Annotated in this window: 24 protein-coding genes, 1 tRNA gene and 1 pseudogene; 2 read left to right on the top strand and 24 right to left on the bottom strand. The window is 29.0% G+C overall.

Annotation, left to right across the window (positions count from 1 at the left end):
• Window positions 1-38: 38 nt before the first annotated feature.
• The 8 genes and pseudogenes from grpE to gpr form a co-directional block, all read right to left on the bottom strand.
• Window positions 39-608 (bottom strand): nucleotide exchange factor GrpE, encoded by a 570-nt coding sequence (gene grpE / locus QOZ84_RS04450; RefSeq protein ID WP_284131752.1) that lies wholly within the window; start codon window positions 606-608, stop codon window positions 39-41.
• A gap of 18 nt (window positions 609-626) precedes the next feature.
• Complete coding sequence (gene hrcA, locus QOZ84_RS04455; RefSeq protein WP_284131753.1) at window positions 627-1,646, bottom strand: heat-inducible transcriptional repressor HrcA; 1,020 nt, start codon at window positions 1,644-1,646, stop codon at window positions 627-629.
• A 98-nt stretch (window positions 1,647-1,744) separates the two neighbouring features.
• Entirely contained in the window at window positions 1,745-2,875 is a 1,131-nt protein-coding gene (gene hemW, locus QOZ84_RS04460) for a radical SAM family heme chaperone HemW (RefSeq protein WP_284131754.1), read from the bottom strand.
• Between the two features lie 263 nt (window positions 2,876-3,138).
• Window positions 3,139-3,648 (bottom strand): annotated as a pseudogene (locus QOZ84_RS16655) (amino acid permease); the annotation flags it as partial.
• A 259-nt stretch (window positions 3,649-3,907) separates the two neighbouring features.
• Complete coding sequence (lepA, locus tag QOZ84_RS04470) at window positions 3,908-5,713, bottom strand: translation elongation factor 4 (protein WP_284131755.1); 1,806 nt, start codon at window positions 5,711-5,713, stop codon at window positions 3,908-3,910.
• Window positions 5,714-5,830: 117 nt separating this feature from the next.
• Window positions 5,831-6,091 carry a hypothetical protein gene (locus QOZ84_RS04475; RefSeq protein WP_284131756.1) on the bottom strand — a complete coding sequence of 87 codons (261 nt, stop codon included), beginning with the start codon at window positions 6,089-6,091 and terminating at the stop codon, window positions 5,831-5,833.
• Window positions 6,092-6,112: 21 nt separating this feature from the next.
• Entirely contained in the window at window positions 6,113-7,075 is a 963-nt protein-coding gene (gene spoIIP / locus QOZ84_RS04480; protein ID WP_284131757.1) for a stage II sporulation protein P, read from the bottom strand.
• A gap of 12 nt (window positions 7,076-7,087) precedes the next feature.
• Window positions 7,088-8,044: a GPR endopeptidase gene (gene gpr, locus QOZ84_RS04485; RefSeq protein WP_284131758.1), complete on the bottom strand. Its 957-nt coding sequence runs from the start codon at window positions 8,042-8,044 to the stop codon at window positions 7,088-7,090.
• A 311-nt stretch (window positions 8,045-8,355) separates the two neighbouring features.
• On the opposite strand from gpr, the gene rpsT reads away from it, so the two are divergent.
• On the top strand, window positions 8,356-8,622 hold the full coding sequence (rpsT, locus tag QOZ84_RS04490; protein ID WP_026901897.1) for a 30S ribosomal protein S20: 267 nt from the start codon (window positions 8,356-8,358) through the stop codon (window positions 8,620-8,622).
• Between the two features lie 134 nt (window positions 8,623-8,756).
• Here rpsT and holA read toward each other — a convergent pair whose 3' ends face one another.
• The 4 genes from holA to QOZ84_RS04510 all read right to left on the bottom strand — a co-directional run bounded on the left by holA (window position 8,757) and on the right by QOZ84_RS04510 (window position 13,199).
• On the bottom strand, window positions 8,757-9,800 hold the full coding sequence (gene holA, locus QOZ84_RS04495; RefSeq protein WP_284131759.1) for a DNA polymerase III subunit delta: 1,044 nt from the start codon (window positions 9,798-9,800) through the stop codon (window positions 8,757-8,759).
• A complete protein-coding gene (locus QOZ84_RS04500; protein ID WP_284131760.1) occupies window positions 9,775-11,034 on the bottom strand; it encodes a ComEC/Rec2 family competence protein in 1,260 nt (419 codons plus the stop codon). The genes holA and QOZ84_RS04500 overlap by 26 nt, the downstream gene beginning before the upstream one ends.
• Window positions 11,035-11,134: 100 nt before the next feature.
• Window positions 11,135-12,292 (bottom strand): GNAT family N-acetyltransferase, encoded by a 1,158-nt coding sequence (locus QOZ84_RS04505; protein ID WP_284131761.1) that lies wholly within the window; start codon window positions 12,290-12,292, stop codon window positions 11,135-11,137.
• The gene (locus QOZ84_RS04510) at window positions 12,282-13,199 is read right to left on the bottom strand and encodes a DUF2156 domain-containing protein (protein WP_284131762.1); all 918 of its coding nucleotides are present in this window, start codon (window positions 13,197-13,199) and stop codon (window positions 12,282-12,284) included. Before QOZ84_RS04510 ends, QOZ84_RS04505 begins: the two co-directional genes overlap by 11 nt.
• Window positions 13,200-13,420: 221 nt before the next feature.
• On the opposite strand from QOZ84_RS04510, the gene QOZ84_RS04515 reads away from it, so the two are divergent.
• Window positions 13,421-14,242 (top strand): ComEC/Rec2 family competence protein, encoded by an 822-nt coding sequence (locus QOZ84_RS04515; protein ID WP_284131763.1) that lies wholly within the window; start codon window positions 13,421-13,423, stop codon window positions 14,240-14,242.
• Window positions 14,243-14,288: 46 nt separating this feature from the next.
• Here the strand turns inward: QOZ84_RS04515 and QOZ84_RS04520 are convergent, their stop codons facing one another.
• From QOZ84_RS04520 to QOZ84_RS04575, 12 genes are all read right to left on the bottom strand, one after another.
• Window positions 14,289-14,996: a tRNA threonylcarbamoyladenosine dehydratase gene (locus QOZ84_RS04520; protein WP_284131764.1), complete on the bottom strand. Its 708-nt coding sequence runs from the start codon at window positions 14,994-14,996 to the stop codon at window positions 14,289-14,291.
• A gap of 168 nt (window positions 14,997-15,164) precedes the next feature.
• Window positions 15,165-16,040: a sulfite exporter TauE/SafE family protein gene (locus QOZ84_RS04525; protein ID WP_284131765.1), complete on the bottom strand. Its 876-nt coding sequence runs from the start codon at window positions 16,038-16,040 to the stop codon at window positions 15,165-15,167.
• Window positions 16,041-16,116: 76 nt separating this feature from the next.
• Entirely contained in the window at window positions 16,117-17,124 is a 1,008-nt protein-coding gene (locus QOZ84_RS04530; RefSeq protein ID WP_284131766.1) for a proline racemase, read from the bottom strand.
• A gap of 30 nt (window positions 17,125-17,154) precedes the next feature.
• Window positions 17,155-17,622, bottom strand: a complete 468-nt coding sequence (locus QOZ84_RS04535) for a glycine/sarcosine/betaine reductase component B subunit (RefSeq protein ID WP_284131767.1) — start codon at window positions 17,620-17,622, stop codon at window positions 17,155-17,157.
• Between the two features lie 13 nt (window positions 17,623-17,635).
• Window positions 17,636-18,397 (bottom strand): proline reductase cluster protein PrdD, encoded by a 762-nt coding sequence (gene prdD, locus QOZ84_RS04540; RefSeq protein ID WP_284131768.1) that lies wholly within the window; start codon window positions 18,395-18,397, stop codon window positions 17,636-17,638.
• A 65-nt stretch (window positions 18,398-18,462) separates the two neighbouring features.
• Window positions 18,463-19,188: a D-proline reductase (dithiol) protein PrdB gene (prdB, locus tag QOZ84_RS04545; protein WP_284131769.1), complete on the bottom strand. Its 726-nt coding sequence runs from the start codon at window positions 19,186-19,188 to the stop codon at window positions 18,463-18,465.
• Window positions 19,189-19,204: 16 nt separating this feature from the next.
• A complete protein-coding gene (locus QOZ84_RS04550; protein ID WP_284131770.1) occupies window positions 19,205-19,486 on the bottom strand; it encodes a CBO2463/CBO2479 domain-containing protein in 282 nt (93 codons plus the stop codon).
• 31 nt (window positions 19,487-19,517) lie between these two features.
• Entirely contained in the window at window positions 19,518-21,389 is a 1,872-nt protein-coding gene (gene prdA, locus QOZ84_RS04555) for a D-proline reductase (dithiol) proprotein PrdA (protein WP_284131771.1), read from the bottom strand.
• 18 nt (window positions 21,390-21,407) lie between these two features.
• Window positions 21,408-22,694 carry a proline reductase-associated electron transfer protein PrdC gene (prdC, locus tag QOZ84_RS04560; RefSeq protein ID WP_284131772.1) on the bottom strand — a complete coding sequence of 429 codons (1,287 nt, stop codon included), beginning with the start codon at window positions 22,692-22,694 and terminating at the stop codon, window positions 21,408-21,410.
• A 339-nt stretch (window positions 22,695-23,033) separates the two neighbouring features.
• Entirely contained in the window at window positions 23,034-24,791 is a 1,758-nt protein-coding gene (gene prdR, locus QOZ84_RS04565; protein WP_284131773.1) for a sigma-54 dependent transcriptional regulator PrdR, read from the bottom strand.
• A 100-nt stretch (window positions 24,792-24,891) separates the two neighbouring features.
• Window positions 24,892-24,988 (bottom strand) — tRNA-Sec (locus tag QOZ84_RS04570).
• A 155-nt stretch (window positions 24,989-25,143) separates the two neighbouring features.
• Window positions 25,144-26,040, bottom strand: a complete 897-nt coding sequence (locus QOZ84_RS04575; protein WP_284131774.1) for a 3D domain-containing protein — start codon at window positions 26,038-26,040, stop codon at window positions 25,144-25,146.
• Window positions 26,041-26,210: the final 170 nt, after the last annotated feature.

Below are 26,210 nucleotides of genomic sequence, written 5' to 3' on the forward strand. Positions count from 1 at the left end.
ATATTAATCTTTTATTTTAATTTTTAATATTAACTTGTTTAACAAGAAACCTTAACCATACTAGGTCTTAGTACTTTAGTTCCTAATGTATAACCCTTTTGAAGTATCATAACTACCTTATTAGCATCTACACCTTCTACAGGTTCTTGCATTACAGCTAAATGTAGGTTTGGATCAAAATCATTATCTAAAGCTTCTATTTCTTCTACTCCAAATTTGTTTAAAGTACTTTGAAGTTGCTTGTATACCATGTCTATTCCTTGGTATACACTATCTTCTTTGTTTTCAAAAACTTGTAGAGCTCTTTCCATGTTATCTATAACTGGTATTAACTCACTTAATATTTTTTCATTTGCAAATACTCCCATAGTTTCTTTCTCTTGTTGAGTTCTTCTTCTATAGTTTGAATATTCAGCTTGAAGTCTTTGATATTGATCATTAAGTGTATCAATTTCTTCTTGTAATTTTTTTTCTTGTAATTTATCATTTATGTCAGAAACATTATCTTCTGTAGTTTCTTCATCTATATCTTCAGATAATATTTCTCTATCCTCTAATGTATCTACTTCTTCTATTATCTCTTCTTGGTCTATGTTTTTTTCTTGCAAGACATTACACCCCTCAATTTATTTTTTATTAAATAGTAAGCTCATATAATTAACTATTGCATAAATCCTAGAATAATCCATCCTAGTTGGACCTATAAAACTTATACGACCTACTAAATCTTTGTCAATATTGTATGTGGCTGTAACTATACCACAGTCCTTGGCCAGCTCATAATCATTGTCACTACCAATAATTATATTTATATTATCTTTTTGAATACCTTTTGATTTCATCATACTAGCTATAACTTCTTTTTTTTCTAACATGTTTAAGAAAGATTTAGCTTTTATTACATCATTGAACTCCGGATAACTAAATATGTTAGTGGCTCCATTTAAAGAAACTGAAAAGTCTTCTTCTGACATATCAAAATTCAACGCACTTACAAGTTCATCTATAAGCGCTGAGTATTCACTTATTTCATATTTTATAAAAGCTATTAATCTTTCATCTAAGTCTGTGATACTTTTTCCTGCAAGCTTTTTAGTAAGATTATCAGAAATCAAATTCAACTTAGACTGATCTAAATAAACATTAGTTGTGAGATTAGCCTTTTTTATATCACCTTTATGTGTTACAACAATTAGTAATATTTGATTATCATTCATCTCTACTAATTGTATATGTTTGATTACACTTTGATTTACTAAATTCTTAGTTTCAGCTACTGTAGTATAATTCGTAAGCTTAGATAATAACTTAGAAGTTTCATTCATTAAATCTTTTATGTGGCTAACATTATTTTGCACACATTGCTGTATTAATATTTTTTCTTCTTCTCTTAATTCGCCTTGGCTCATTAATGAATCTACATAAAGCTTATAACCTTTTTCAGATGGAACTCTACCAGCGGAAGTATGTGGCTGAATAAGATAACCAAGTTCTTCAAGGTCAGCCATTTCATTTCTTATCGTAGCAGCACTAACACCTAAGTCATGCTTTTTAGAGATTGTTCTTGACCCTACAGCCTCTGCTGTTTCTATATAGTCTTTAACTATAGCATTTAAGATACTTAGTTTTCTTTCGTTCAATTCCATACTTTCACTCCTTACTGTTAGCACTCACTATATTCGAGTGCTAAAAAGATCATATATATTATATATCATTATATTTTATATTTGTCAACACTTTCAAGCTAATTTATAAATTTTATAAAAATACTATTCGATATTTCTCTTCCTCTTTGAGTAAGGCTAAACCCAGCTATAGTTTGATTTATAAGCTTACCATCTTCTAATTCTTTTATTATTTCACAATATTTTTCTTTAAAATCTAGATTAAATTGTTTTTTGAAATCTTCAAATTTTATTCCTTCATTCATTCTAAGTCCCATAAATATTTTTTCCTGAATTTTATCTTCTACACTTAAATTTTCTATATTTTCTATTGGCTTTTCATTTTTATTTATTTTTTCATGATAATCTTGTAAATCCTCTACATTATTATATCTATAGTCTTTTAAATATCCAGAAGCCCCTGCTCCTATACCAATATAATGATCACACTTCCAATATAGTATGTTATGTTGACACTCTAATCCAGATTTAGCATAATTTGATATTTCATATTGACTATACCCATTTTCTTTTAAATAATTTATCGTATAGTTATACATCTGCATATCTGTATTTTCATCTATCATTTTAAATTCATTATTTTCATACATCTCATATAGCTTTGTTCCTTCTTCTAATATAAGTGAGTATGCTGATATGTGTGATGGATTTAGGGCTACAATTTTTTGCAAACTTTCCTTCCATTCTTTAAACTTTTGATTAGGAAGTGCATACATTAAGTCCACATTAATATTTTCAAATCCTAATTCCATAGCCTCTTTATAGTTTTTTTCAAATTCATTATAAGTATGTATTCTTCCTATAGAACTCAAATGATAATCTTGTACAGCTTGTAAGCCTATACTTATTCTATTTATTCCAGATTCCTTCATAGCTATAAGTTTCTCTTTATTTAACGTACCAGGATTACACTCTATGCTTATTTCTGCATTTTCTTTTATTTTAAAGTTATCTTTTATTTGTTTGAATATAAATTTTATTTCTTCACCAGTAAGTATGCTTGGCGTTCCTCCACCTAAAAATATACTCGTTATTTCTTCTTTTTGAATATCTTGTTTATACAAATTTATTTCTTTTTTTAAATCATTTAAGTATCTCTCTTTACTATTTTTATCTATTTTATATGAATTAAAGTCGCAGTAGTTACATTTACTCACACAAAATGGAATATGTATATATAATCCTAACATTCAATTTCCTCTTTTCGCACTTTGTTTTTATTTTATATATTAGATTATACTAAATCATATTAATAAATCATAATTTTTCTATATCTCCATTTTATTTATATAAATACAATTTCATATACGCTGTAAAAAATCTCTATTCTTCTTGAACAGAGATTTTTAAATTATACATAAAAATTAATAACTATTTTTTGCTCATGTACGAATATACTGGTATGCCTATTAAAGTTATTAATATTCCTGCAAGAGCTATCATAGTCGCTGTTATTAGTTGGAACACCACCTTTGTTTAATTTAGAAAACACTTGGCTTCCTATGGAGCATTCCTTGTTTTGCCAAAGCATATGGAACTCTTGGACCTGTAAGTAAGTATCTATTCAAAGCTCCAAACACCGATATAAGTATACCTACAGTTATTATTTCACCTCCTATAGATCCAAATATTTTTGTAGCTACAAGTGCCGCTGGAGCTGTTGCATTTGCTAATTTTTAAGCAGGTGCAACCAATAAGTATGCTAGGTTTATCGCAATGTATACTGCCATAGCTACAGATAATCCTCCAACTATAGTTCCTACATTTATTCAACCATCATATTGTCAGAGTTGTAACCTAACAACTCAGCTAGTGCAGCAGCTGTCCCTGGAAAAAATAGCACTGTTTGCATCCATCCAGTTAAAAAAACAAGCTTATTTCCATATATTTCTTCGATATAAACCATCATTCCACCAGTTCTTGGTATAGCTGCTGAAATTTCTGTTGCTGGGAACCCTAGTGTTTTTTTAGTTGTTCACCCATGTCTTTCCTCCTTATTATTGCATGAGTACATAAAAAAATATATATACGTACTTTTATAAATTTAGTATTCCCAAGTTTAAATCAATTATTAAATTTTAGTATTATATATAGTTAAGTCCATTTTTAGAATATTTAACTACATAGTTGACTTTAAATTAAAACAATAGTCATAAAGTATTTGCACATAAAAAAGTCAAAGGCCTAAACCTTTGACTTTTTTATTTATTATTTAAAGTTGATTATTCATCTAATTTTAATACTGACATGAATGCTTTTTGAGGAACTTCAACAGATCCTACTTGTCTCATACGTTTTTTACCTTCTTTTTGCTTTTCAAGAAGTTTCTTCTTACGAGATATATCTCCTCCGTAACACTTAGCAAGAACATCTTTTCTAAGTGCACTTATAGTTTCTCTTGCTACTACTTTGTTTCCAACCGCTGCTTGTATTGGTACAGGGAATTGGTGTCTTGGTATTTCATTTTTTAATTTTTCACACATAGATTTACCTCTAGTGTAAGCTCTAGTTTCATGAACTATAAAACTAAGCGCATCTACTTGTTCTTTATTTATTAGTATATCTAATTTAACAAGAGTTGACGCAACATATCCTTTAACTTCATAATCTAGTGAACCATATCCTCTAGTTCTTGATTTTAATGCATCAAAGAAGTCATAAACAACTTCATTTAATGGTAAATCATAATGAAGCATAACTCTTTTTTCATCTATGTACTCCATGTTTATCATGTTTCCACGTCTTTCTTGACAAAGTTCCATAACAATACCTACATAATCTTTAGGAACTATTATATCCCCTTTAACTATGGGTTCTTCTACCATCCTAATTTCAGATACCTCTGGTAAGTTAGCAGGGTTTTGTATCATCACAAGCTCTCCATCAGTTTTTGTAACTTTATATATAACAGATGGCGCAGTTGTTATGATATCAAGATTAAATTCTCTTTCTAATCGTTCTTGAATTATTTCCATGTGTAAAAGTCCTAAGAATCCACATCTAAATCCAAATCCTAGTGCTGCTGATGTTTCAGCTTCAAATTCTAAAGATGCATCATTTACTTGTAATTTTTCAAGAGCATCTCTTACATTTTCATACTTTTCTCCTTCTCCAGGATATATACCACAATAAACCATCGGAGTAGCTTTTTTGTATCCAGGCATAGGTTCATCAGTAGGGTGTTGTGCATTAGTTATTGTATCTCCAACTTGACAACTTCTTATATCTTTTATACTAGCAGCAATATATCCAACATCTCCAGCACAAAGTTCATTAAGTTCTGTTTGACCAGGAGCCATAACACCAACTTCAGTTACTTCAAACTTCTTGTTGCTATTCATCATCTTTATTTCCATACCTTTTTTAACGCTTCCTTCAAATACTCTAACATAAGCTACAACACCTTTATACGCATCATAGTATGAGTCAAATATTAAAGCCTTTAAAGGTGCTTCTTTATCTCCACCTGGAGCTGGTACTTTCTCTACTATCGCTTCTAGTACGTCTTCTATATTTAATCCGCTTTTAGCTGATACTAGTGGTGCTTCACTTGCATCAATTCCTATTATATCTTCTATTTCTGTTTTTATTTCTTCTGGTCTAGCACTTGGAAGGTCTATTTTATTTATAACCGGTACTATTTCTAGGTCTTGATCTAGTGCTAAATAAACATTAGCTAAAGTTTGGGCTTCAACACCTTGAGCTGCATCTACTACTAGTAGGGCACCCTCACATGCTGCTAAGCTTCTTGAAACCTCATATGTAAAGTCTACATGACCCGGTGTATCTATAAGGTTTAAATAATATTCATTTCCATCCTTAGCTTTATATACTAATCTTATATTTTGAAGCTTTATAGTGATTCCTCTTTCTCTTTCAAGATCCATGTTGTCTAATAACTGAGCTTTCATGTCTCTATCACTAACAAGTCCTGTCTTTTGTATTAATCTATCAGCTAAGGTAGACTTACCATGATCTATATGCGCTATTATACTAAAATTTCTCGTTCTACTTTGTTTATTGTCCACCTTTGTTCCTCCTTTTTATTCTTATCATAACTTTCATTTTATAATATATCCTCTTTGATGTAAATACAGTGAATAAAAAATAAGACTTATCTTTTTAATAAGTCTTATTTTTTATTCTTATTTATTAAATTTTCCCAGCATTTCTTTAGTAGTCGAACTTATATATACAACCTTTTCATTTATAAAAGTTTGTATTTCTTTTATAGCAGGTTCTACTTTATATGCTTGTTCGCCTAGCATCATTTTTGCACTATTATCTACTATAAATATACATACCATCAAATTCACAATCATAAACAAAATAAATAGTACTTTACTTACAAATCTTCTTTTCCTACCTTTTGATTTTTTCTGTATAGTTTTTTCTAATCTACTCATTTGTTTCTCCTGCTAATTTGTCTAGTTCTTACTTTTAAAATACTCATCTAATATTTGTGCAACATATTTACCGCTAGCTTTAGCTTCATCAGCAGTTGTCCCATTACTACCTACCTCTATAAGCATATGGTTTTTAACTACAGATTGATTATATCTTCCTTTAGGCTTTACTATAATAGGTTTAACTAATTCTGGATATTTTGCCTGAGCAAATTTAGTTATATCCTGAGCTAACGCTTTTATTTCGTTAACATTAGAATTCCTAGCTCCAACTACAAAGAAAAACTTAGCAACCTTTTCTCCATTAATTGTTGTAGTCATTCTTTCATGTTCTGATTTTTTCTCAGCTTCAGTTTTAAGGTCTCTTGCATCTCTATGTAAGTCTACAGCTATATCTACACTTTTATACTTTGGTAATAATTCTTGTAATGTCTTATAACTACTACCATATGATTCCGTAAAGTCTGGATAGTCATGATATTTAGTACTATGAACTACTCCCCATCCTTTTTTATTTAATTCTTCTGTTACAATTTTTCCAACTGCTAATACTGATTCGTCTGCATTTTGTGAGTGATAGTTTCCTGCTGGTGCATTAGAATATGTTTCTCCTGCATGCGAATGATATAAAAGTATTTTTGGACTCTCTTTAGTAACTCTTATATTATTTTCGTAATTATAATTACTCACATTTATACTTTCTTCATTGCTTTTTTTAGTGTCTGTATTTGCTTCATTATTTATAGTAGGTATATTTTCTTCTCCTATATGAAATTTAATATACTCTTTATCCTTTTTATCGTTATTTGTATTTACTTCTTTCTTCTTTTCACTTTTTTGTGTATCTTCAACCTTAGATTCCGGATATGATGAATTCACTAAAAACTTTAGAAACTCATCCTTATCCATGGCATAAGACATTACAGGTAAAATACAAACTAACACACAGGACATGACTAATGCCTTAATGCGTTTTTTTAACATGTTTATTCCTCCTTATTTGGTGACCCTACCCGGATGAAGAGACCTATTTAATCCTTCACTTATTATTATTGCTAAATTTTCAATTGTTTCATCAATGTCTTTAGGTGTTACTATTAAATTTTTATCATATGGGTCTAATGATTCCTTTATTAAATGATACTTTTCTTCCTCTTTTAATTTTTTTAACATATCATAAAATTTATCCCCATTTTCAGATTGACTCATTAAGTTATCAATAGCCAAATCTAGCACATCGCTAGTAAGTGTTGCTGCATCTACTACCGTTGGTACTCCTATAGCAATTACATCTACTCCTAAATATTCTTTGTTTAGTGCTTTTCTTTTGTTTCCTACCCCTCCTCCAGGTGCTATCCCTGCAGTGGATATTTGTATAGTTGAATTTACCCTCTCCATCTTTCTTGAAGCTAAGGCATCTATTGCTATTACTCTATCTGGCTTTATCTTATCTACTATTGATTTTACAATTTCACTAGTCTCAATTCCTGTAAGTCCCATAACTCCAGGACTCAAACCTGCTACTTCTGTAAAATCATCATCATAGTCTTTGTTGTAATTTTTGAATATATGCCTAGTCACCAAGCTTTTAGATATTGTTTTAGGTCCTAATGCATCAGATGTTATATTCCAGTTTCCAAGTCCAATAAGTAAAGTCTTTTTAGTTTTATCAGTTCCTAAAACTTCAACTAATTCATCCTTTAAGTAACTTATTACTTCTTCTCTAGACTCATCATCATCAAACTTCATAAGGTTACTTTCTAATGTTATATACTTGCCTATTCCCTTATTCATTATTTGTGAACCTTGTTCATCTATAATTTCAACTTTTGTTACTATACAATTTTCTAATTCTTTTTTTTCAAGTTTTACACCCGGTATTTCTTTAGAAGATTGACCATCTTCACACATTTCTCTAGCTTCTAGGGCTAAGTCTGTTCTTATACTAATCATAGTAAACCTCCAAGTACAATTTAAATGCTATTTATAAGTGTTAACAGTTTTTAGTATTTTATAACAATTTTTTTTAAAAACTTAAATTTTTATTTTGTTTAAATATATTAAATTTTTATTTTTAAAATCTTTGAATAATTAATTTCGATGTTGTAAATTATTTTTATATGAGTTATAATCTAAAAAGTCAAAACAAAAAGATATTATATGAAAAATTATAAATAATTATCCTTGATTTTTAGATTTATTTCTGTTAAAATCTAATATGTTGACGATGAATATAATAAAACACACACGAGGGGGTGAACACGGTGGCAAACATAAAATCAGCTAAGAAAAGAATAAAAGTTATCGAGAAAAAGACTGCTTTAAACAAAGCTAGAAAATCTCAACTTAAAACTGCAATAAGAAGATTCGAAGAAGCTGTTACTGCAGGTAATAGAGAAGAAGCTGTTGTAAAATTCCAATACGCTCAAAAGAGAATATGCCAAGTAGCTTCTAAAGGAACTATACACAAGAACGCTGCAGCTAGAAAAGTAGCTAAATTAGCTCAAAAGTTAAACGGAATGAACGCTTAATTAACCGTTTAAGCTTAATAGATATTACCCTTGGTTGTTAATCAAGGGTTTTTTATTATCCATTTAAGTATAAAAGCGCTTAATGCTATAAAAGCCTTAGATAAAGGACGATCTTTATCTAAGGCTTTTATATTTTAGCTTATTTTTCTTTGACAATACTTACTTACGAGTATTTCTAAAGCTAAAGTATCTCTAACTAATCCATTTTTTATCTTATAATCACTTTCTAATATATAATTTAATATTTCCACTATTATATTATCTGAAAAATTATTAGATTGTTTTAGTGCTTTTCCTGCTACAAATGGATGTATTTTTAATTTTTCTGCTATAGTCTTTGAAGTATGACCTTGTACTTGTAGTTGTCTAACTTGCATAACCACCTTAAATTGCCTAGCTATCATAGCAAATATTCCAAGAACAGATTCTCCTTCATGCATCATATCATTTAATATTCTCATAGCATTAGAAGCATTTTGTTCTCCTATATAATCTATTAATTTAAATATATCATTTTCTACCTTTTTTTGAGAAAGCTTATCTATAATTTCATTGGTTACTTTGTTTTGTTTTCCTACAAATGAGCTTATTTTATTTATTTCATTTTCTAAATCTGACAGTGTTTTTTCGCTGCTTTTATCTCTATACCCCTCTTGGTCTATAAAGTACATTATTTGAGTATTTTCTATAATTGCATCATTAGTTTCAAACTTCTTTTTTGTCCACTTAAACAAGTCCATATCTGATAATTTATCACAGTTAAATACTATGCCTTTTTTATCTATTTTTTTCACTAAGGACTTTCTTTTATCAACGTCTCCATAAACTATAAAAACTAAAATTGTACTTTCTGGTATATTGTCTAAATGCTCTATTAAACTTTTTTCATCGCTATCACTAAAGTTCTTTTTTTTACCTTTTAATAGTTCAAAATCTTTCACTACCACTATTTTTCTATCATCCATAAAAGGAAGTGTCTCTATAGAGCTTATAAGCTGATCTAGTGCCGTTTCTTTTCCATCTATAATGTCTAGGTTAAAATCAATCATACCTTCATTTAAACTATCTTTAAATACCTTTATCGTATTTTCTATTAAGTAATATTCTCTTCCATAAAAGAGATACACATTTTCAAATTTTTTATTTTTAAGATTAGTTATAATATCCTTGTAGTTCATTTTTTTGCTCCTTCATAACCTTTAGTTCTTTATAAATCATATATAAAAATATTGCTGTATAATAAATTATTACATAAATCATGTTTGGATTATCTATTTCTATGTATGCAAAATCTAAGTTACTCATTTTTTCTAATAAAAAATATATATTATTTATTATTATCATATTAAAATACGCTATAAATTTTGCAATCCCTATATTTATTTTAAATATAGATATACTTATAATACTCATATACATTATAATACCTATAAAAGGCACTATTACCATATTACTAATAACAGAAATTATTGGTATCCCTTTAAAATTATAATATATTATCGGTAAAGTTAATATATTTGAAGCTAAAGTTAACGATATTAAACTTAGCTTTATAACATTATTTATATAACCATAGAAATATATTATAGACAATGTAGCGAGAAAAGACAATTGAAAACTTATATTATATAGAATATAAGGGTTATTTATCACTAAAAATGTGCCAATTAATGATAATGTGCTTATTCCATCTATTTTCCTATCAAAGAAAATAGCTAAATATAAAATCATTGTAAATGCTATTGCTCTTACTATAGATGGACTTGTCCCAATCATTATACAATATAGAGACATAGTTATAAATAAAATCAGTAATTTAGAAATTTTATTTATACCGCCAATAGTAAATGTAACCAAGGCACACAATACTCCAGTGTGTAGACCCGATATAGCTATAATATGGCTAGTTCCGGTTCTAGAAAACATTTCATTGTCTTCTTGTTTAAGCTGTTCTTTTTCTCCTAAAATCAAAGAATTTATAAAATCTGAATTTTCCTTATATAAATATCTGTTTGTGCTTCTTATGTATGCCTTAATTTTACCTAGATTTTCATATAAAATGCTTTTGCTTATAATTTTATAATTATTTATATATATAAGCCCTTTGTAACCACAACTTTTCAAATATACTCCATAATTAAAATCTTCATAATTCATATCATCAAGACTTTTAAATTTTCCAGATAATTTTATTTTCATCCCAACTGTTAAATCTTTTTTTCTAGAATAATCTCTTATCAAAAATTTATCTACTTTGTATTCATCGTATTTTTGCTTCTCTTTTTTATATTTTACAATGCCCGTTATTTCTACGTTATCATTATTATAAGACTTATCTAAATTTTTATTTTTTGTATATACAAACGATACACACATTATAAATATAAATATTATAAAAAGTGGCCTTCTCATAATCCCTCCAAATAATCTTTTTACTTTTAATTATTTTCAAACTCTATATTTTTAAACATTTATAAGTAAATATAAAAAAGAGACGCATAATTTGCGTCCCTTATATATATTCATTTATATAATTATTTTTCTTATTAAAGATTATCTTAAATAGCTCTAATGCATCTTTACTTATAGTTGTGTCATTTAATAATAATGCCTCATTTATATCTATGTATGAAAAAGCTAGTTGAGTTATCGTATTTATATTAAATTGTACATCATGTTTTTCTTCACATTTTTGTACTTTTAATTTATTGTTTTTCAAAGATATCTTAAATACACCGTTATTTTCATTTATAAATTCATCTTGTACTAATACATTTGTATATAATTCTGATTTACTATCAATTTCTAGCGTTTCTAAATATCCTTTTAAATTAACTATCCTTCCCATCATAAATGGTTTTATCTTAATATCACAAGTTTTAGGGTTATCTAGTATAAATCTTATTTTATCATTTATAGGTGCTGAAATAGTTACTTTATTACACTGAGTGTTATGATTATATATAAATTTCAGCATAGATTTTAAAGAATCTATATTTTTATAGTAAATCTCTCTAACAAACATATTTTCTCCATTTAAAAAATATATTATATATCCTTGATATCCGTTATTTTCATGTATGTATATGTGTCCATCTTCACTTTTTATTTCTTTTATTAGGTTTAAATAATACTTTTCATCTCTTTCTACATTACCATTTGTATCTTCTAAAAATTTTTTGCTTATCTCTACTAGATTTTCTATATTAAACTCATTTGCTTTATACATTCTTCCATCTATTTTAAACCTTCTTAAATCTTCTATATCTATGATGTATTCTAATTGATCGTAGCAATTTTCATATCCATATTTTCTGTAAAGTCTATAGTCTATCGGCATAAGAATTGATACCAATTGATTTTTTTTATACAATTCTTTAAGTGTAAATTTCATTATACTTTTCATGTATCCTCTTCCTCTTACTTGAGGAAAAGTCGAAACTCCTACTACATATGATGTATCATATATTTTATTATTCAATCTTAATTTATATTGATTTAGTTGAAGAGAAGAAACTATCTCTTCTCCTTCATCAACTACTACTGTATTTTGTTTTCTATATTTATTTTTGAAATAATATTCAACGAATTTCTCACCATCATCAAAACAATAATTCCAAATTTCTTTTATATCTTTAATTTCACATTCTTTAGCATATCTAATTTTCATTTTTAGCCTCCCTAACAGTGTATTTTTCAACAAATCTGCATGGATGGTATGAAAGTTTAGCTTTTCTAAGACCTTCTATACCTAAATCTTCTTCTCTATTTACAAAATCAACATTTTCAAATTCATTCACTATGAATTGTTGATTTATATAAGGATATAAACCTCTTATGTTAGGATTTGCTTTTTCTATATGAACTAAAGCCATATTTTCATTTAAAAGTTCACCTATCGTAAATGCTTCTAGTTTATTATCTACATATATTCCAGCTACTTTTACTTTATTTTTTAATATATCATAATCATTAAATATTTTTTTTATTCCTGAAAGTTCATCATCCATACCTTCATCAAATTCATCATTTTCTTCTTTGTTACTAGTCCATTCTTTCATTAAATCTAAGCATTCTTTAAAATCATCATTTTCTAATAATTTATATTCATATCTTCCATCATACTCTTTTAAAAAATAATTTATATGATTTCTTTTCTTTTGATTTTTTTTACCTTGTAAGCTTCTTAGACTTTCTCCATCATATATATAATCAAACAAATCTCTTTCTTGTGTATATTCAAATCTATTAAGATAATTATTCTTTAAAAATTCTACTACTTCTTCTGTTATACCTCTAAAGTAAATTTTCTTATTTTCTTTTTCAAAATACTTTAATACAAATTCAATCACCTTAGGCAATTTGTCTTTAGTAGCTAGGGGAAGTATTGAAAAACTATCACCTTCATATTCACCTACTATTACTGCAAAATCTTCACCTATATAATATCCTGTCTTATAAACATGTTGCCACATATACAGTGTACTAAAACAATATTCACAAGCTTCATAATCTATCATATCAAAATACGGATCTAACTCCTCTTTTGAATTTATATTAATTTCTTTAAAAATCATAAATCCTCCTGTTGTTTCTTTTATTATGCGTTAATTTTTAGTATATTTCAATTTATTAAATATCTTTTTTCAATTTATTTTATGTTATTAATTTATTTATTTTTATTTTTTGAATTACATTTTGTTACTTTGTATAAAATCTAAGATATAACAATAACCACTAATTTATTTTACCCATATTATATTTATATAAACATATAACGAACGGAGTGATTACTTAATTGAAAAAATCAATTATTTGTTTAATAATTATTATAATATCATTTTTAAGTGGATGTAGCAAAAATTCCCATTTAAAAATCCATATAATTGACGTAGACCAAGGAGACAGTATATTAATACAAACACCTAATTCAAAAAATATTTTAGTTGATGGAGGAACAGATGATAGTGAACATATAATCAAAAGTTATTTAAAAAAACATAAAGTGAAATCTATAGATTACATAATCGCTACACATCCTGATTCAGACCATATTGGAGGACTTGACAGCATCATTAAAAAATTTCAAGTTAATTCAGTATATATGCCTGAACAAAGTATAGATTCTTCAGCTTATAAAAATTTAATCCGTGCTTGTAGCAACAAAGATATAAATATAAATTACTTATACAAAGGTGATACGATAAAAATTGAGGATTATATTGACTTATTAGTTTTGAGCCCTTCTTTCATTCAAGAAAAAAATAATTTAAATTCAATAGTATTCAAACTAGATTTTAAAAACAAATCTTTTTTATTCACAGGAGATGCCGAACTTGAAAATGAAAATGATATAATAAATTCTTTCGATTTAGAAGATGTGGACTTTTTAAAAGTAGGTCATCATGGAAGTAGTTCATCTACTAGTATAGATTTTTTAAATGAAATAACGCCTGATGTAGCTGTTATATCCTGCGGCTATAAAAACCAATATGGCCACCCTCATAAAAGTACTTTAGATAATTTATCAAATAATGAAATTATTACTTATAGAACTGATTTATCTGGAGACTTAGTATTTTTAAGCGATGGAGATATAATATATACAAATAATGAATAAGAAATGATTTAAATCATTTCTTATTCATTATTTAAAGTTTATCTATTTATTTATTAAGCAAGTCATTTATTACTATAGAGGCTATTGTTAAACCTCCCACAGAAGGCACAAACGATGTACTTCCTGGTGTGATTTTTTTGCCATTTAAAATTTTCTTTTTTAATTCGATTGGTTGTTCTGTTGAGTAAACAACTTTTAATTTTTTTATCCTTCTATTTTTAAGTTCTTTTCTCATTACTTTAGCTAGTGGACACATACTAGTTTTATGTATGTCTGTAACTACTATTTTAGTTGGGTCTAACTTATTCCCCATACCCATAGAACTTATTATTTCCAACCCTTTGACTTTGCAAGTTTCTATTAGATGTATTTTAGATGTAACCATATCTATAGCGTCTACTACGTAATCATAATCCTCACATAATATCTGTTCGCTTGTATCTTTATTATACACATCTCTAACAGCTTTAATGTTTATATTAGGATTAATATCAAGTATTCTTTCTTTCATAACTTCGACTTTATATTTTCCTACAGTAGAATGCAGTGCAGGGAGTTGTCTATTTATATTAGTTATATCAATATCATCAAAATCTACAATTGTAAGATTACCTACACCAGCTCTTGCAATTGCCTCAGCTGCGAAGCTACCTACCCCTCCTACACCAAATATAATTACATTTGAGTCTTTAAGTTTTTCTATACCATCGTCTCCTACTATTAGGCTCGTTCTTGTCGCGAAGTTTTTTTCCATTTAGTTTTGTCTCCTTTAATTTTTAATATAGTTAGTATATCCTAATTTAAACTATATTTTCAAGGCACAATCCTATTTAAACCTAAAATATTTATCATAATACATAAAAAACACCAAATAAGATTTATTCTAAATCTTATTTGGTGTTTCTATAGTTTTTTTAGATATTTATTTTATTTCTTCTTTATTGAAAGCTTTCTTTAACATTGTTACAGAAGTATAAGCTATAACTACTATAACTACCCACTTTAATATATCCATTGGCATACTCTTAACTATATAAGCAGCTATGAATACACCTATGATTCCACCTATAGTTATAAATAAAGATGTTTTCTTTGCATAAGCATCTTCTTTTATAAACTTAGTTGATGCTATTGGCATTAACATAGCACAAGATCCCATCATTATTGGGAATGCAATGTCAGGAGACATTCCTAAGAAGTATATCATAGCCATACATGGAGAATATAATCCAACTCCAGCTGTCATTAATGCACCTAATATAAAGTTACCAACAACACCTATAGCTAATTTTACTCCGCTTAGTCCTATTGCATCTCCTCCACCTGGCATTAAACCTAATTGAGCTAATAACATTAATACTGCAGTGATTGCTAATGCAAATCCCATTATTAATTGTATTTTTTTCTCATCCATCTTAGATATAACTCCTGCACCTACATAAGACCCTACAACTGCAGCACCAATTAAACTTATTAGTGTAATTGGTTCAACTTTTATAACTGTAGTAAATATAAGAGCCTCAACTACTACTGGTATTGTATGACATACATTTAATGTACCTGGTATTAACCTATCTGAAACATTCATTTTTAAAATATTCATCATTGCTACTGTTGGTGCAAAAGAACCTATTCCTAATGTATCAAAGAAATCCGTTGCAAAACCTGTTGCAAAAGCTTTCTTTGCTGAAACCTCTTCAAAGCTGTTTTCTCTTTTTGCTTTTGCAATATCTCTAAAGAAACTAAATCCAAAGATTGAAGTGAATGCAACTAACAAGACCCTTACTATGTTTATCATTTATTATTCCTCCCAATATATTACTAGCAGATTTAAATATAATAATATTAAAATCCACTAGTATTCATGTTATGTTTTATTTAAGTATAAATCCGTGTTTTACTGGGTCGTGCTCATCTATAACAAATTGATTAAATCCTGTTATATAAGCAGCACCTGTTATTTCAGGTATTATTGATTCATAGTCTCCTACTTTATCAACACCTACTATTCTTCCTTTGAATAAAGTTCCTAATATACTTTCGTATACAAATAATTCATTTTCTTTTAGTTCACCTTTAGAATATAAAGTAGCAAGTTTAGCACTTGTTCCTGTTCCACATGGAGATCTATCTACTTGACCTTGACCAAATATAACTACATTTTTGTAAGTAGCTTCTGGATGAGTTGGCTCATCATATATTTCAATTAAGTCAACAGTGTTTATATGAGCTAATTCTGGATGTTGTATTTCTATAGTTTTGTTTATTATATCTCTCATTTCTAAAGCTATTTCAGTTAATTTTTGAGTATTTTTAGTTTCAACTTTTAATCCTAATTGTTTAGCATTAACTATAGCAAAGAAACTTCCTCCGAAAGATATATCAAAAGTTACAGTTCCTATTTCTGGCATTTCTATTTTAACGTCTCTTTTATATAAAAATGCAGGTACATTTACTATAGAAACTTCTTCAACTCTGTCATTTTCAACTTTAGCTTGTGCTCTAACTATTCCAGCAGGAGTATCCATAACTACTTTAGTTATAGGCTCTTGTTTCTCTACCATTCCTGTTTCAATAGCTACAGTTACTGCACCTATTGAACCATGACCACACATATTTAAATATCCGCCACCGTCCATGAATATTATTCCAAAGTCAGCTTCATCATTAACTGGCTGAGTTAATATAGAACCAAACATATCATTATGACCTCTTGGCTCTAACATTATAGCAGTTCTTAAGTAATCTAAGTTTTTTTCTAAGTATTCTTTTTTTTGTGCCATAGTGTTTCCTTTTATGTTAGGAATTCCACCTGTTACTATTCTTGTTGGTTCCCCCATTGTATGAGAATCTATCGCATTTATACTTCTTGAAAATTTCATTATGTACCCTCCTCATATTATTTATTAATATTACTTATTTTTCTTCATTTTTAGTTTAAGTAATGCCAGTGCTTTTTTAGCATCTAGTTGGTTTACGGTATTTTCACCGACCACTTCAGTTTCTATTCCTTTAGCTGACTTATTAAAGTCTACTATAGTGTCCATATATTTATTTGTAACAACAAACTTGGCTTGTGTTCCATTAAATGCAAGACCTACCACAGGAATATTTCTTTTACCAATCTCTTCAATAGTATTAGCATAATCCACATGAGAATTACCCCAACCATCACATGAAATTATAACACCATCAGCCCTCATAGCTTCTATCCATGCGGCACTTCTTTGACCAACAAATTCTTTTTCATTGTTATCTTGAGGTGTTCCTACTACTATAATCCCTAAAAGATCGATATCCTTATCATCACTAACAATATCTAATAATGGATCCCTAAAATGATGAAGGGATGTTTCTTTAGTAGATGGTCCTATTCCCATAATATCACCTCTTCTAAGTCATAGCTCTAAGGGCACCATCTCTGTATTCATTAGGAGATATAATCATAGGTACATTTGCTATATCTATTATAGACTTTCCTCCATCTAAACCACTAGGTTCATTTGGAAATAATTGATTGTCATACATTGCACCTTGCCCTGCTATTTGTTTTAATATAACTACTTTTTGGGTTGCATTAGGCTTTATTTTGTCAAAATATTCACTAATTTGTGTAGCATTTCTGCCATCTTCTTCTTTTAAAACATTTCTAATTTCTTGTATAAAATCATCACATGCTTTAAATGCTGCTAATGGAAGGTTTCTTTCGTATGGAAGCCCTCCCTTAACAGTAACGTCTATATGTATAATATAATCTGTTATTGAAGGTGTTCCATATTTTCCAAATTTAATTTGGTTTTTAAGATCACCTTCTGAAGATCCAAACTCATGCATCTGTCTACCATCTTCATCTACACCCGTCAACATAACATATACACCAGTCAAAGTATGAGTTATTCCTTCTCCCAACTTGCCTAACACTTTAGTAGATATTGGAATGATGTCCATAATAGTATTTATATCTCTATCATAGTCTCCAGGTTTAATTATGTCTAATTTTATATCTGATATTAAATCACTTTGATCCTTTATTAATTGGATTTTTGATGCGTCTAAGCAAAGTGAATTTTTATTTATTATTGTTTTAGATTCTATTTTAACTTCATTAATATAAAACGGCTTTATAACAAGCCTTCTTAATATCTTCTCTTCCATAATTACCACCTTTTTATAAACCCTTCTCCTTAAATAAGAAGAAGGGTTTTAGTAAAAGCTATATTTTAAACATGAGCTTTATATTCATATGGTAATGATACTATTTTACCAGCAGATGGTATTGCTATTAACTGCTTTAAAGTATCTCTTAATATATTAGTTTGCATTTCTATGTTATTTGGTTCCCCAGCGTTAGCACCCATTGGAACTAAAGGAGCAACTGCTCTTGGACTTCCGTTTTGTCTAACTACTGGTGGTAAAGCTGCGATTACTATTGTAGGTATTCCAGCAGCTTCTATTGCTCTCTGCACGATCACGGCAGTTCTATGGCAAGTACCTCAGCCAGCTGTTAAGACTACGCCGTCTACGCCTTCTTCTTTTAATTTTTGAGCTATAGCAGGTCCACTTTCTTCAGTGAAAGCTGTTTGGTCTCCACCACCACCCATAAATCCGTAATGAACAGGTGCAACACCTTTTATAAATCCTTGTGCAGCTAATTCATGTAATCTATCTATTGGGAACATGCAGTTTATGTCTTTATTAACATCTCCATTATCATATCCACCGTGTGAAACCATCATTTCGTCAACTGTAGCAGTATTTGGTATTTCTCTAAATGTAGTGTCTCCTGCTAAATTAAATTTCTTATCAGATTTTAAGTGAACACCAGCTGCTGTAGCTAAAGCAATTGTCATATCTTTTAATTCTTTAGTTACAGGAGTCCATACTGGAGGAGGTGTTATTGGTACAAATATTTCAGATTGAAGTCCTTTTATTGTTGTAAGGCTCATGTGTTTCCTCTCCCTTCTATTTTTCAGAGTTTTCTTTTATTTTTTGTATCTTTTCTTCAGTTCTTCTTATATTTTCTACATAATTTGCATTAGGTATTGGACTTAACACCTCTGGATAGCTTAGTAAAAATCCAACTTCTAGACCTAATTCCAGTTCGTAGTCAGTTATAAGCATTCTTTTTGGTATCTTAAATTGTCCAAGTCTTCCTTTTAGGTCTATAGTAACTCCACCATCTGTAAGCTCAACTATAACACCTTCATACATTCTTTCTGTAGAGATATATTTTAATCTATCCATTATTATTTACCTCTTTCAACTTGGCATTTTTTTATTTTTCGTATATTTCTGTTCTCTTTTTACTCTTTGGTAAACTTTGCTCATTTTCTTCTAATACTATTTTTTGTCCTATTTCTTTTTCTATAGCTTCTATGTTGTTTAACTTAACATTAGCATTCCATTTTCTTTCTGGAGCTTTTACTTCTTCTCCACCTATTACAGACTTAAGCATTGCTAAAGCTCTTACAGCATCTTCTGGAGATAATGTATTGTTTGATAATATTTCATTTTCTATACCTTGTTTAGACTTATTGTTGTCTATCATGTACTTCATGTATTTGTTACCAACTACTAAAGCACCTTGAACAGCTGAGAATGACATACCAACTACTGGAATACCTCTCATACCTATTTGCTCTATGTGAGATGCGAAATCTATATGGTTATTTCCAAAACCTTCAGTTGTTACTATAGCTCCATCAACACCCATAGCTTCTATCATCATACCTAATCTCTTAGATACATAGAATTTTTCAGCATTTACTTGTGGAGAACCAACAAATACAACACCTACTAAATCTACTTCTTCATCTTGCATAGCCTTTATTACTAATGGCTCTCTGAAGTAATGTCTTGACATTTCTTTAGATGCAGGTCCTATACAAGTTAATGCATGTATACCACCATCTAATACTTCAAGTGGAGATAATACAACTGGAACATTTCCTAAGTCAACATTTGGTTGAGCTCCTAATGTACCAACTGGCTCAACTGGTAATATTAAGTTGTCATGCATTGCACCTTGACCCATTATCTCTTTGATAACTACAACTCTTTTTTTACCTGTTCTTCTATATTGAGTTAATTCTTCAGTATCTACTACTAAAGCTTCATCAGCTTTCTTCAATGCTTCTCTTATTTCTTGAGTTATATAATCACTAGCACAGTGCGCAGCTAAAGGTCCTGGTCTTTCCATATTAGTACCAGCTTTTATTGTCACTTGTGTCTTTATGAATATATCACCTTTGTCAGGAGCACCAGGTCTTCCCCACATTATGTTAGTTTCTAATACACCTTCAGAAGATCCAAATTCACCGATTTGAACTCCATCTTCATCTGTACCAGTAACCATCATTATTATACCATCTAAAACTCTAGTTACACCACTACCTAATTCGCCTTCTTCTTTAGCTGCGATTGGTTGTACATCCATTACAGTTTCACTGTAAGTGTTGTATTTATCTGGAGTTATTATTTCTAACTTAAGATCTACTACTAAATCTTGGCTGTCTATAGCTTCTTTAGTTAAATCATCAGGAGTTCTTATATATAGAGTTGTTCCTTCTATTTTAGTTTCTGGTCCAAACTCAACGTTTTCTATTTTGAAATGTTTCTTAGTTAATTGTCTTAATGGTTTAGCTTCTACTTCAACTTCAGCATTAGCTTGTGTAGCTTCTATTGCTACTGAATTTTGCTCTTGTACTTGTACTGGAGCTACACCCATTTGAGATGCCACTGATAAAGGTATTTCTAAGTTTATATCTCTACCTTCACCTATATGTATCTTTATTGTTTGTCCAGTTGTTGCACTAATAGGTGCTACTTGCGCTACTGGAGCTACAGGTGCTACTTCTTTAGTTTCTTCCTTAACTTCCTCTTTAATTTCTTGTGCTACTATTCCCTCTAAACAATCTGCTGTTAAAGGTGATAGTGCATCTACAGTTTTAGTTAATTTAGCTCCTAAAACTTGCTCTATCTTTAAACAATTCTCTGGTATTGTTAATAATCCAGAATCCTCTAAATCAGCAAATATTGCTGGATCTTCTAAGTTTGATGGTTCTATTATAGTTCCTGCTTCAAATCTACAACAACATATTGCTGGATCGTTAGCATGAGCTTTAGCTGTTTCTACAGTTATTGACATTACAAATACCTCCTTGCATTATTTTTTTCTTCTATATATTTTATGTCCCGAAGCTCTTAAAACATGATCAGTACTATGGTATACAGGCATTCCTAACCTAGGCGCCACTTGCATCACTGTGTTAGTTCAGTCCTCGCAATTTCCAATTAATACTGCTTGTGCTCCTTGACTTTTTAACTTCAATACTTTTTCTGCTTGTCCTGGGCATATTCCTGGTAAATCACATCTGAATCTGCCATTTACTTCAACCATTCTCTTACATTTTTCTTCTGCTACAACTTCAGCTCCCATTAAAGATGCGATTTCCTTTAATCTATCTTCTTGGGCTCCACATTCACAAGCAATTATACCTAATTTTTTAGTTTCATTAGGTAATGGCATTGATACTAATATTCCTCCTAAAGTTTTGGTTACAGGACTTTCCTCTTCACCGTGTCTACCAGTAAAAGGTCCACCTAAAACAATTTCTCCATAAGGTTTTACATATCCACCACATTGTTCAATAAAGTTAATAATTGGCATTCCTATTGGAACATCCATAAATACTCTACCATTATTTTCTGCTCCTTTTACTCTTCCTCCAACAGTTATATCTTTAGTTATAAAAGGTTTTCTGTTATCGATTGCCTCAACTACCCTTTTGATAGTTTCTACATTACAAACAACAGCTTTAGCCTCTATTGGAAGTTGACCTGGCACAAGAGTTACTCCTAATAATTCTCTTATTATAACTCTTTCATCTCCAGCTGGGTACATATCTGGTAAATATTTAAGTTTTATTTTGTCTTCATTTTTACAAGCCTTTGCTAATGCTATCATAGCTTTTTTATATTTTGGCTTTATAGCTATATAAGCTTTATCAGCTTTAGTTATATCAAGGATATATTTTAATCCTTTAACTAAAATTTCAGGGTTACTTTCCATAAGCTCTACATTGTGACCTAAAACAGGTTCACATTCTGCTGCATTAGCTATAACGTATCCTCCGCTAAGATCCACATTGAATTTAACGTGTGCTGGGAAACCTGCTCCACCTGCTCCAACTATACCAGCCTCTTTTATAGTTTCTAAGTGATTTTCTGTGTCTTTTAACTTCACATACTCATCTGGTTGGTTTTCATCAGATTCTATTAATATAGATGTTTCTGTTATATCACTAACTTTACCATATACACTTGCATGTATATTTGCTCCTAATCCCTGAGGTTGCGCTATAAGTTGTCCTTTTTTAACGTTTTCTCCAACCTCAACAATAGGGTTACAAGGTACACCTACGTGCTGTTTTAATTCTATTTTTATTTTCATAATTTTTCACCCCGTGACTATTTTCTTTCACACTATTTATATAAGCATATTTTATGCCAACTTTTCAAAATCGATTCTTTTTTATGATTTTTTTTAGAATTATTTTATAAAACAGTGTTTTTTAGACAAATTACATGTAAATATCTTATATATTTTTTTAAAATAACATAGTTTTTTTCTATACTAAACATATAGGAAATTGTTTTTTTCTATAAAAACGTCAGTAAATTGACGTTTTTTTGTTTATCAATAGCTTTTTATTGTTGATTATAGATAGTACACGTTAGTTTAAGGATATTTAATAGTTTTAATACAAAATGTCGAATTTTCGACCATTGTCTATTTTTCGACATTTTGTATCTTATATTGCTCCATTTTGTAATATAATGTAGTTCTAGGTATGTTAAGAATTTTAGAGGCTTTAGCTTTATTTCCATTAGTTATAGACAATGCTTTTTTTATCGCATTTACCTCAACCTTCACAATAGCTTTGTTTAAGTCCATAGTATAATCTTCACCTAGATCTATTTTTTTGCTTGATTCTAATATATATTCTGGTATATCATCTATTTCAATAGTATCTCCTCTAGACAATATAACTAAATTTTCCATAGTATTTTTTAATTCCCTTATATTACCTTTCCAAGAATACATTTGCAATACCTTCATAGTTTCTTTACTTATATCAAGTGTTTCTTTTCCATTTTGTTTACATATTTCTTGTATAAACTTATGAACTAATATAGGTATATCTTCTTTTCTTTCTCTAAGAGGAGGCAAATCAATTTGAACTACATTTAACCTATAATATAGATCTTCTCTAAATTTATCTTGTTTAATCAATTCTAATAAATTTTTATTAGTAGCAGATATAATTCTAGAATTCACATTTATAATTTTTTCTCCGCCAATTCTTCTTATTTCTTTTTCCTCAAGAACTCTAAGTAATTTAGCTTGCATACTTAAAGGTAAATCTGCAATTTCATCTAGAAATATAGTTCCTTTTTCTGATAACTCAAAAATACCTTTTTTACCATTTTTATTAGCACCTGTAAATGACCCCGACTCATATCCAAAGAACTCACTTTCAAATAATTCTGATGGTATCGCACTACAGTTAACAGGTATAAATTTGCCTTGTCTATTACTATAATCATGTATAGCTCTTGCAAATCCTTCTTTACCTGTACCACTCTCTCCAAAAATAAATATACTACTTGTTGTATTAGCAACTTTTTTAACTTTTTCTTTTGCTTTTTCTAATTTATAGCTTTTTCCTATTATATTCTTAAATGTTGTATTAGATAAGTTTTTAACTTCATCTTCAAGATATCTTAATTTACTTTCTGTATTTCTCAGTTTCTGTGATAACTTTTTAACTTCCGTAACATCAACTTCTGTACAAACAACTCCAACAAATTCAGAATTAATAAACATCGGATTTGCATCTACAACAGCATACACTTCCTTACCTTTAACCTGATATACACCACTTTCTCTTTGTTTGGTAGCTAATACTCCATATGAAATTGTATCTTTAAGATGGTTATCTATTTTATCACCTAATATTTTTTCTGCACTTATATCATATCGCTCTTCCATAAATTTGTTCCAAAGGACAACAGTTCCATCTTTATTCAGCGCACATATTCCTTCTTTGATTTGACCTATTATACACTCAATTTTCACGCCATAGTTTTCAACTTCCATATACAAGAAATCTCTTATGTGCTTTTGGTTTATTACACCTATGATCTTTCCATTTTCTAAAACTGGTAAAATACCAATATTATTTTTTATCATTATATCTCTACATTCATCTAATCTAACTTCTTTATTTGCATATATTATATCCTTTGCCATAACTTCACAGAGCATCATTTCTTTATAGTTCTTATTATTTTTTGACGCATGTGAAATATCAGTTAAAGACACTATACCTTCAATTTTTCCATCGTCACCTTCAATTATTACTTCTCTTTCATTACTTTTCATAAGTAAATCTATAGTAGTACCTACTTTGTTATCTTTCTTTAAAATAATAAATTTATTATTCATTACTTCTTTTGCTTTTTTTATATTGGGTATAGAAAACATTAAATCCCTCCTAAATACTACTTAATATAGCATTCTAATTCTATAAACAAACATCAATTAAACATACAAAAAAAAGAACTCATTGGAGTTCTTTTTATATTGGCGGGAATGCGTGGGAGTCGAACCCACCTAAGAAGCTCTTAACTCCTCATACTAGTTTTGAAGACTAGAGGGCACACCAGCACCCATCCACTCCCATATATGTCGTTCTTTTTCTATAATATCATCTTTACATTATAATTTCAATATGATTTGTCAATAAATTTAATTTTTATTTTATATTTAAATTGATTAACAATTTTAATTTTTAAACTTAAAATAAAAAAAGTAGCTTTAAGCTACTTTTTTATTTTTATCCAACTATATATATATCTATTGTTTTTCTTCCCCAGCTATAAACTGAACTTTCATCATTCATATATACATCTATTTTGTTTCCCTTTATAGCACTACCACAATCTTCTGCTATAAAAGTTCTACCAAATTGAGGTATATATACTTTTGTTCCATAAGGTATAACACTTGGATCTACAGCTATTGTCCCCCATTTTGGAGTTGTTCCTGTAGAAGTTATACTGTGTCCTGTATATGCAGTCGCTACAACTTGCATTCTTTTTCCATCACTATTTGAATTATTGTTTGAGTTATTATTTGACGCAGTACTTCTTGATTCTGATTTATTATCATTTGAACGCAAATTAGTTCTTATATTCTCTCCTCTAGATGATGCTACTTTAACTTCCTCTTTAACTTCTACCTTAGTACCTTTTCTAACAACTTTATCTATAGGCTTAGCTAATGCTACTTCTTCAATAAATTTTTTTTCTATTTTTTTGTCATTATGATAAGTTACTTTATAAACTAATTCATTTTTTCCAGTTTTACCTTCTGTAGATATTTCACTTTCACCTTTAGCTAAGTCTTTATCTTCAACTATGTTTACTTCAAAAGGAACTTCTTTGTTTTCCTTTATAGTTTCTTCCTTAACATCTATGACTTCTATTTTAGATTTATCTGTTAGTTTACTGTCTAACGATAAATTTATTATGTCATTTCCATCATATTTAATATTTTGTTCGTCTAATAGTTCTTTAACGTTAGGCTTAAATGTAGATACTACACGTTCTTCACCCTTTACTACCAATGTTACTTCTTTATTTAATATAAAGTAACCTCCACCTAAAATCCCAAGAGATAATATAGCTGTAAATATAGATAATTTCAATTTCTTATTATTTTTTAAATTCATAATTGCCTCCTCCATCGATTTTTTAAAATTTATTTTAAGATTAGTTCTTATTTACTGTTTATGTATAAATTGTAACCTTTTTGATACCACATGTCAACTTGACAAAAAAAATGAAATATGCTCAACATGTATTTTCAACACTTACAGCATATTTCATACTAGTTACATTT

This window comes from Romboutsia sedimentorum (genome assembly GCF_030131845.1).
In the GTDB taxonomy this organism is placed as follows: domain Bacteria; phylum Bacillota; class Clostridia; order Peptostreptococcales; family Peptostreptococcaceae; genus Romboutsia_D; species Romboutsia_D sedimentorum.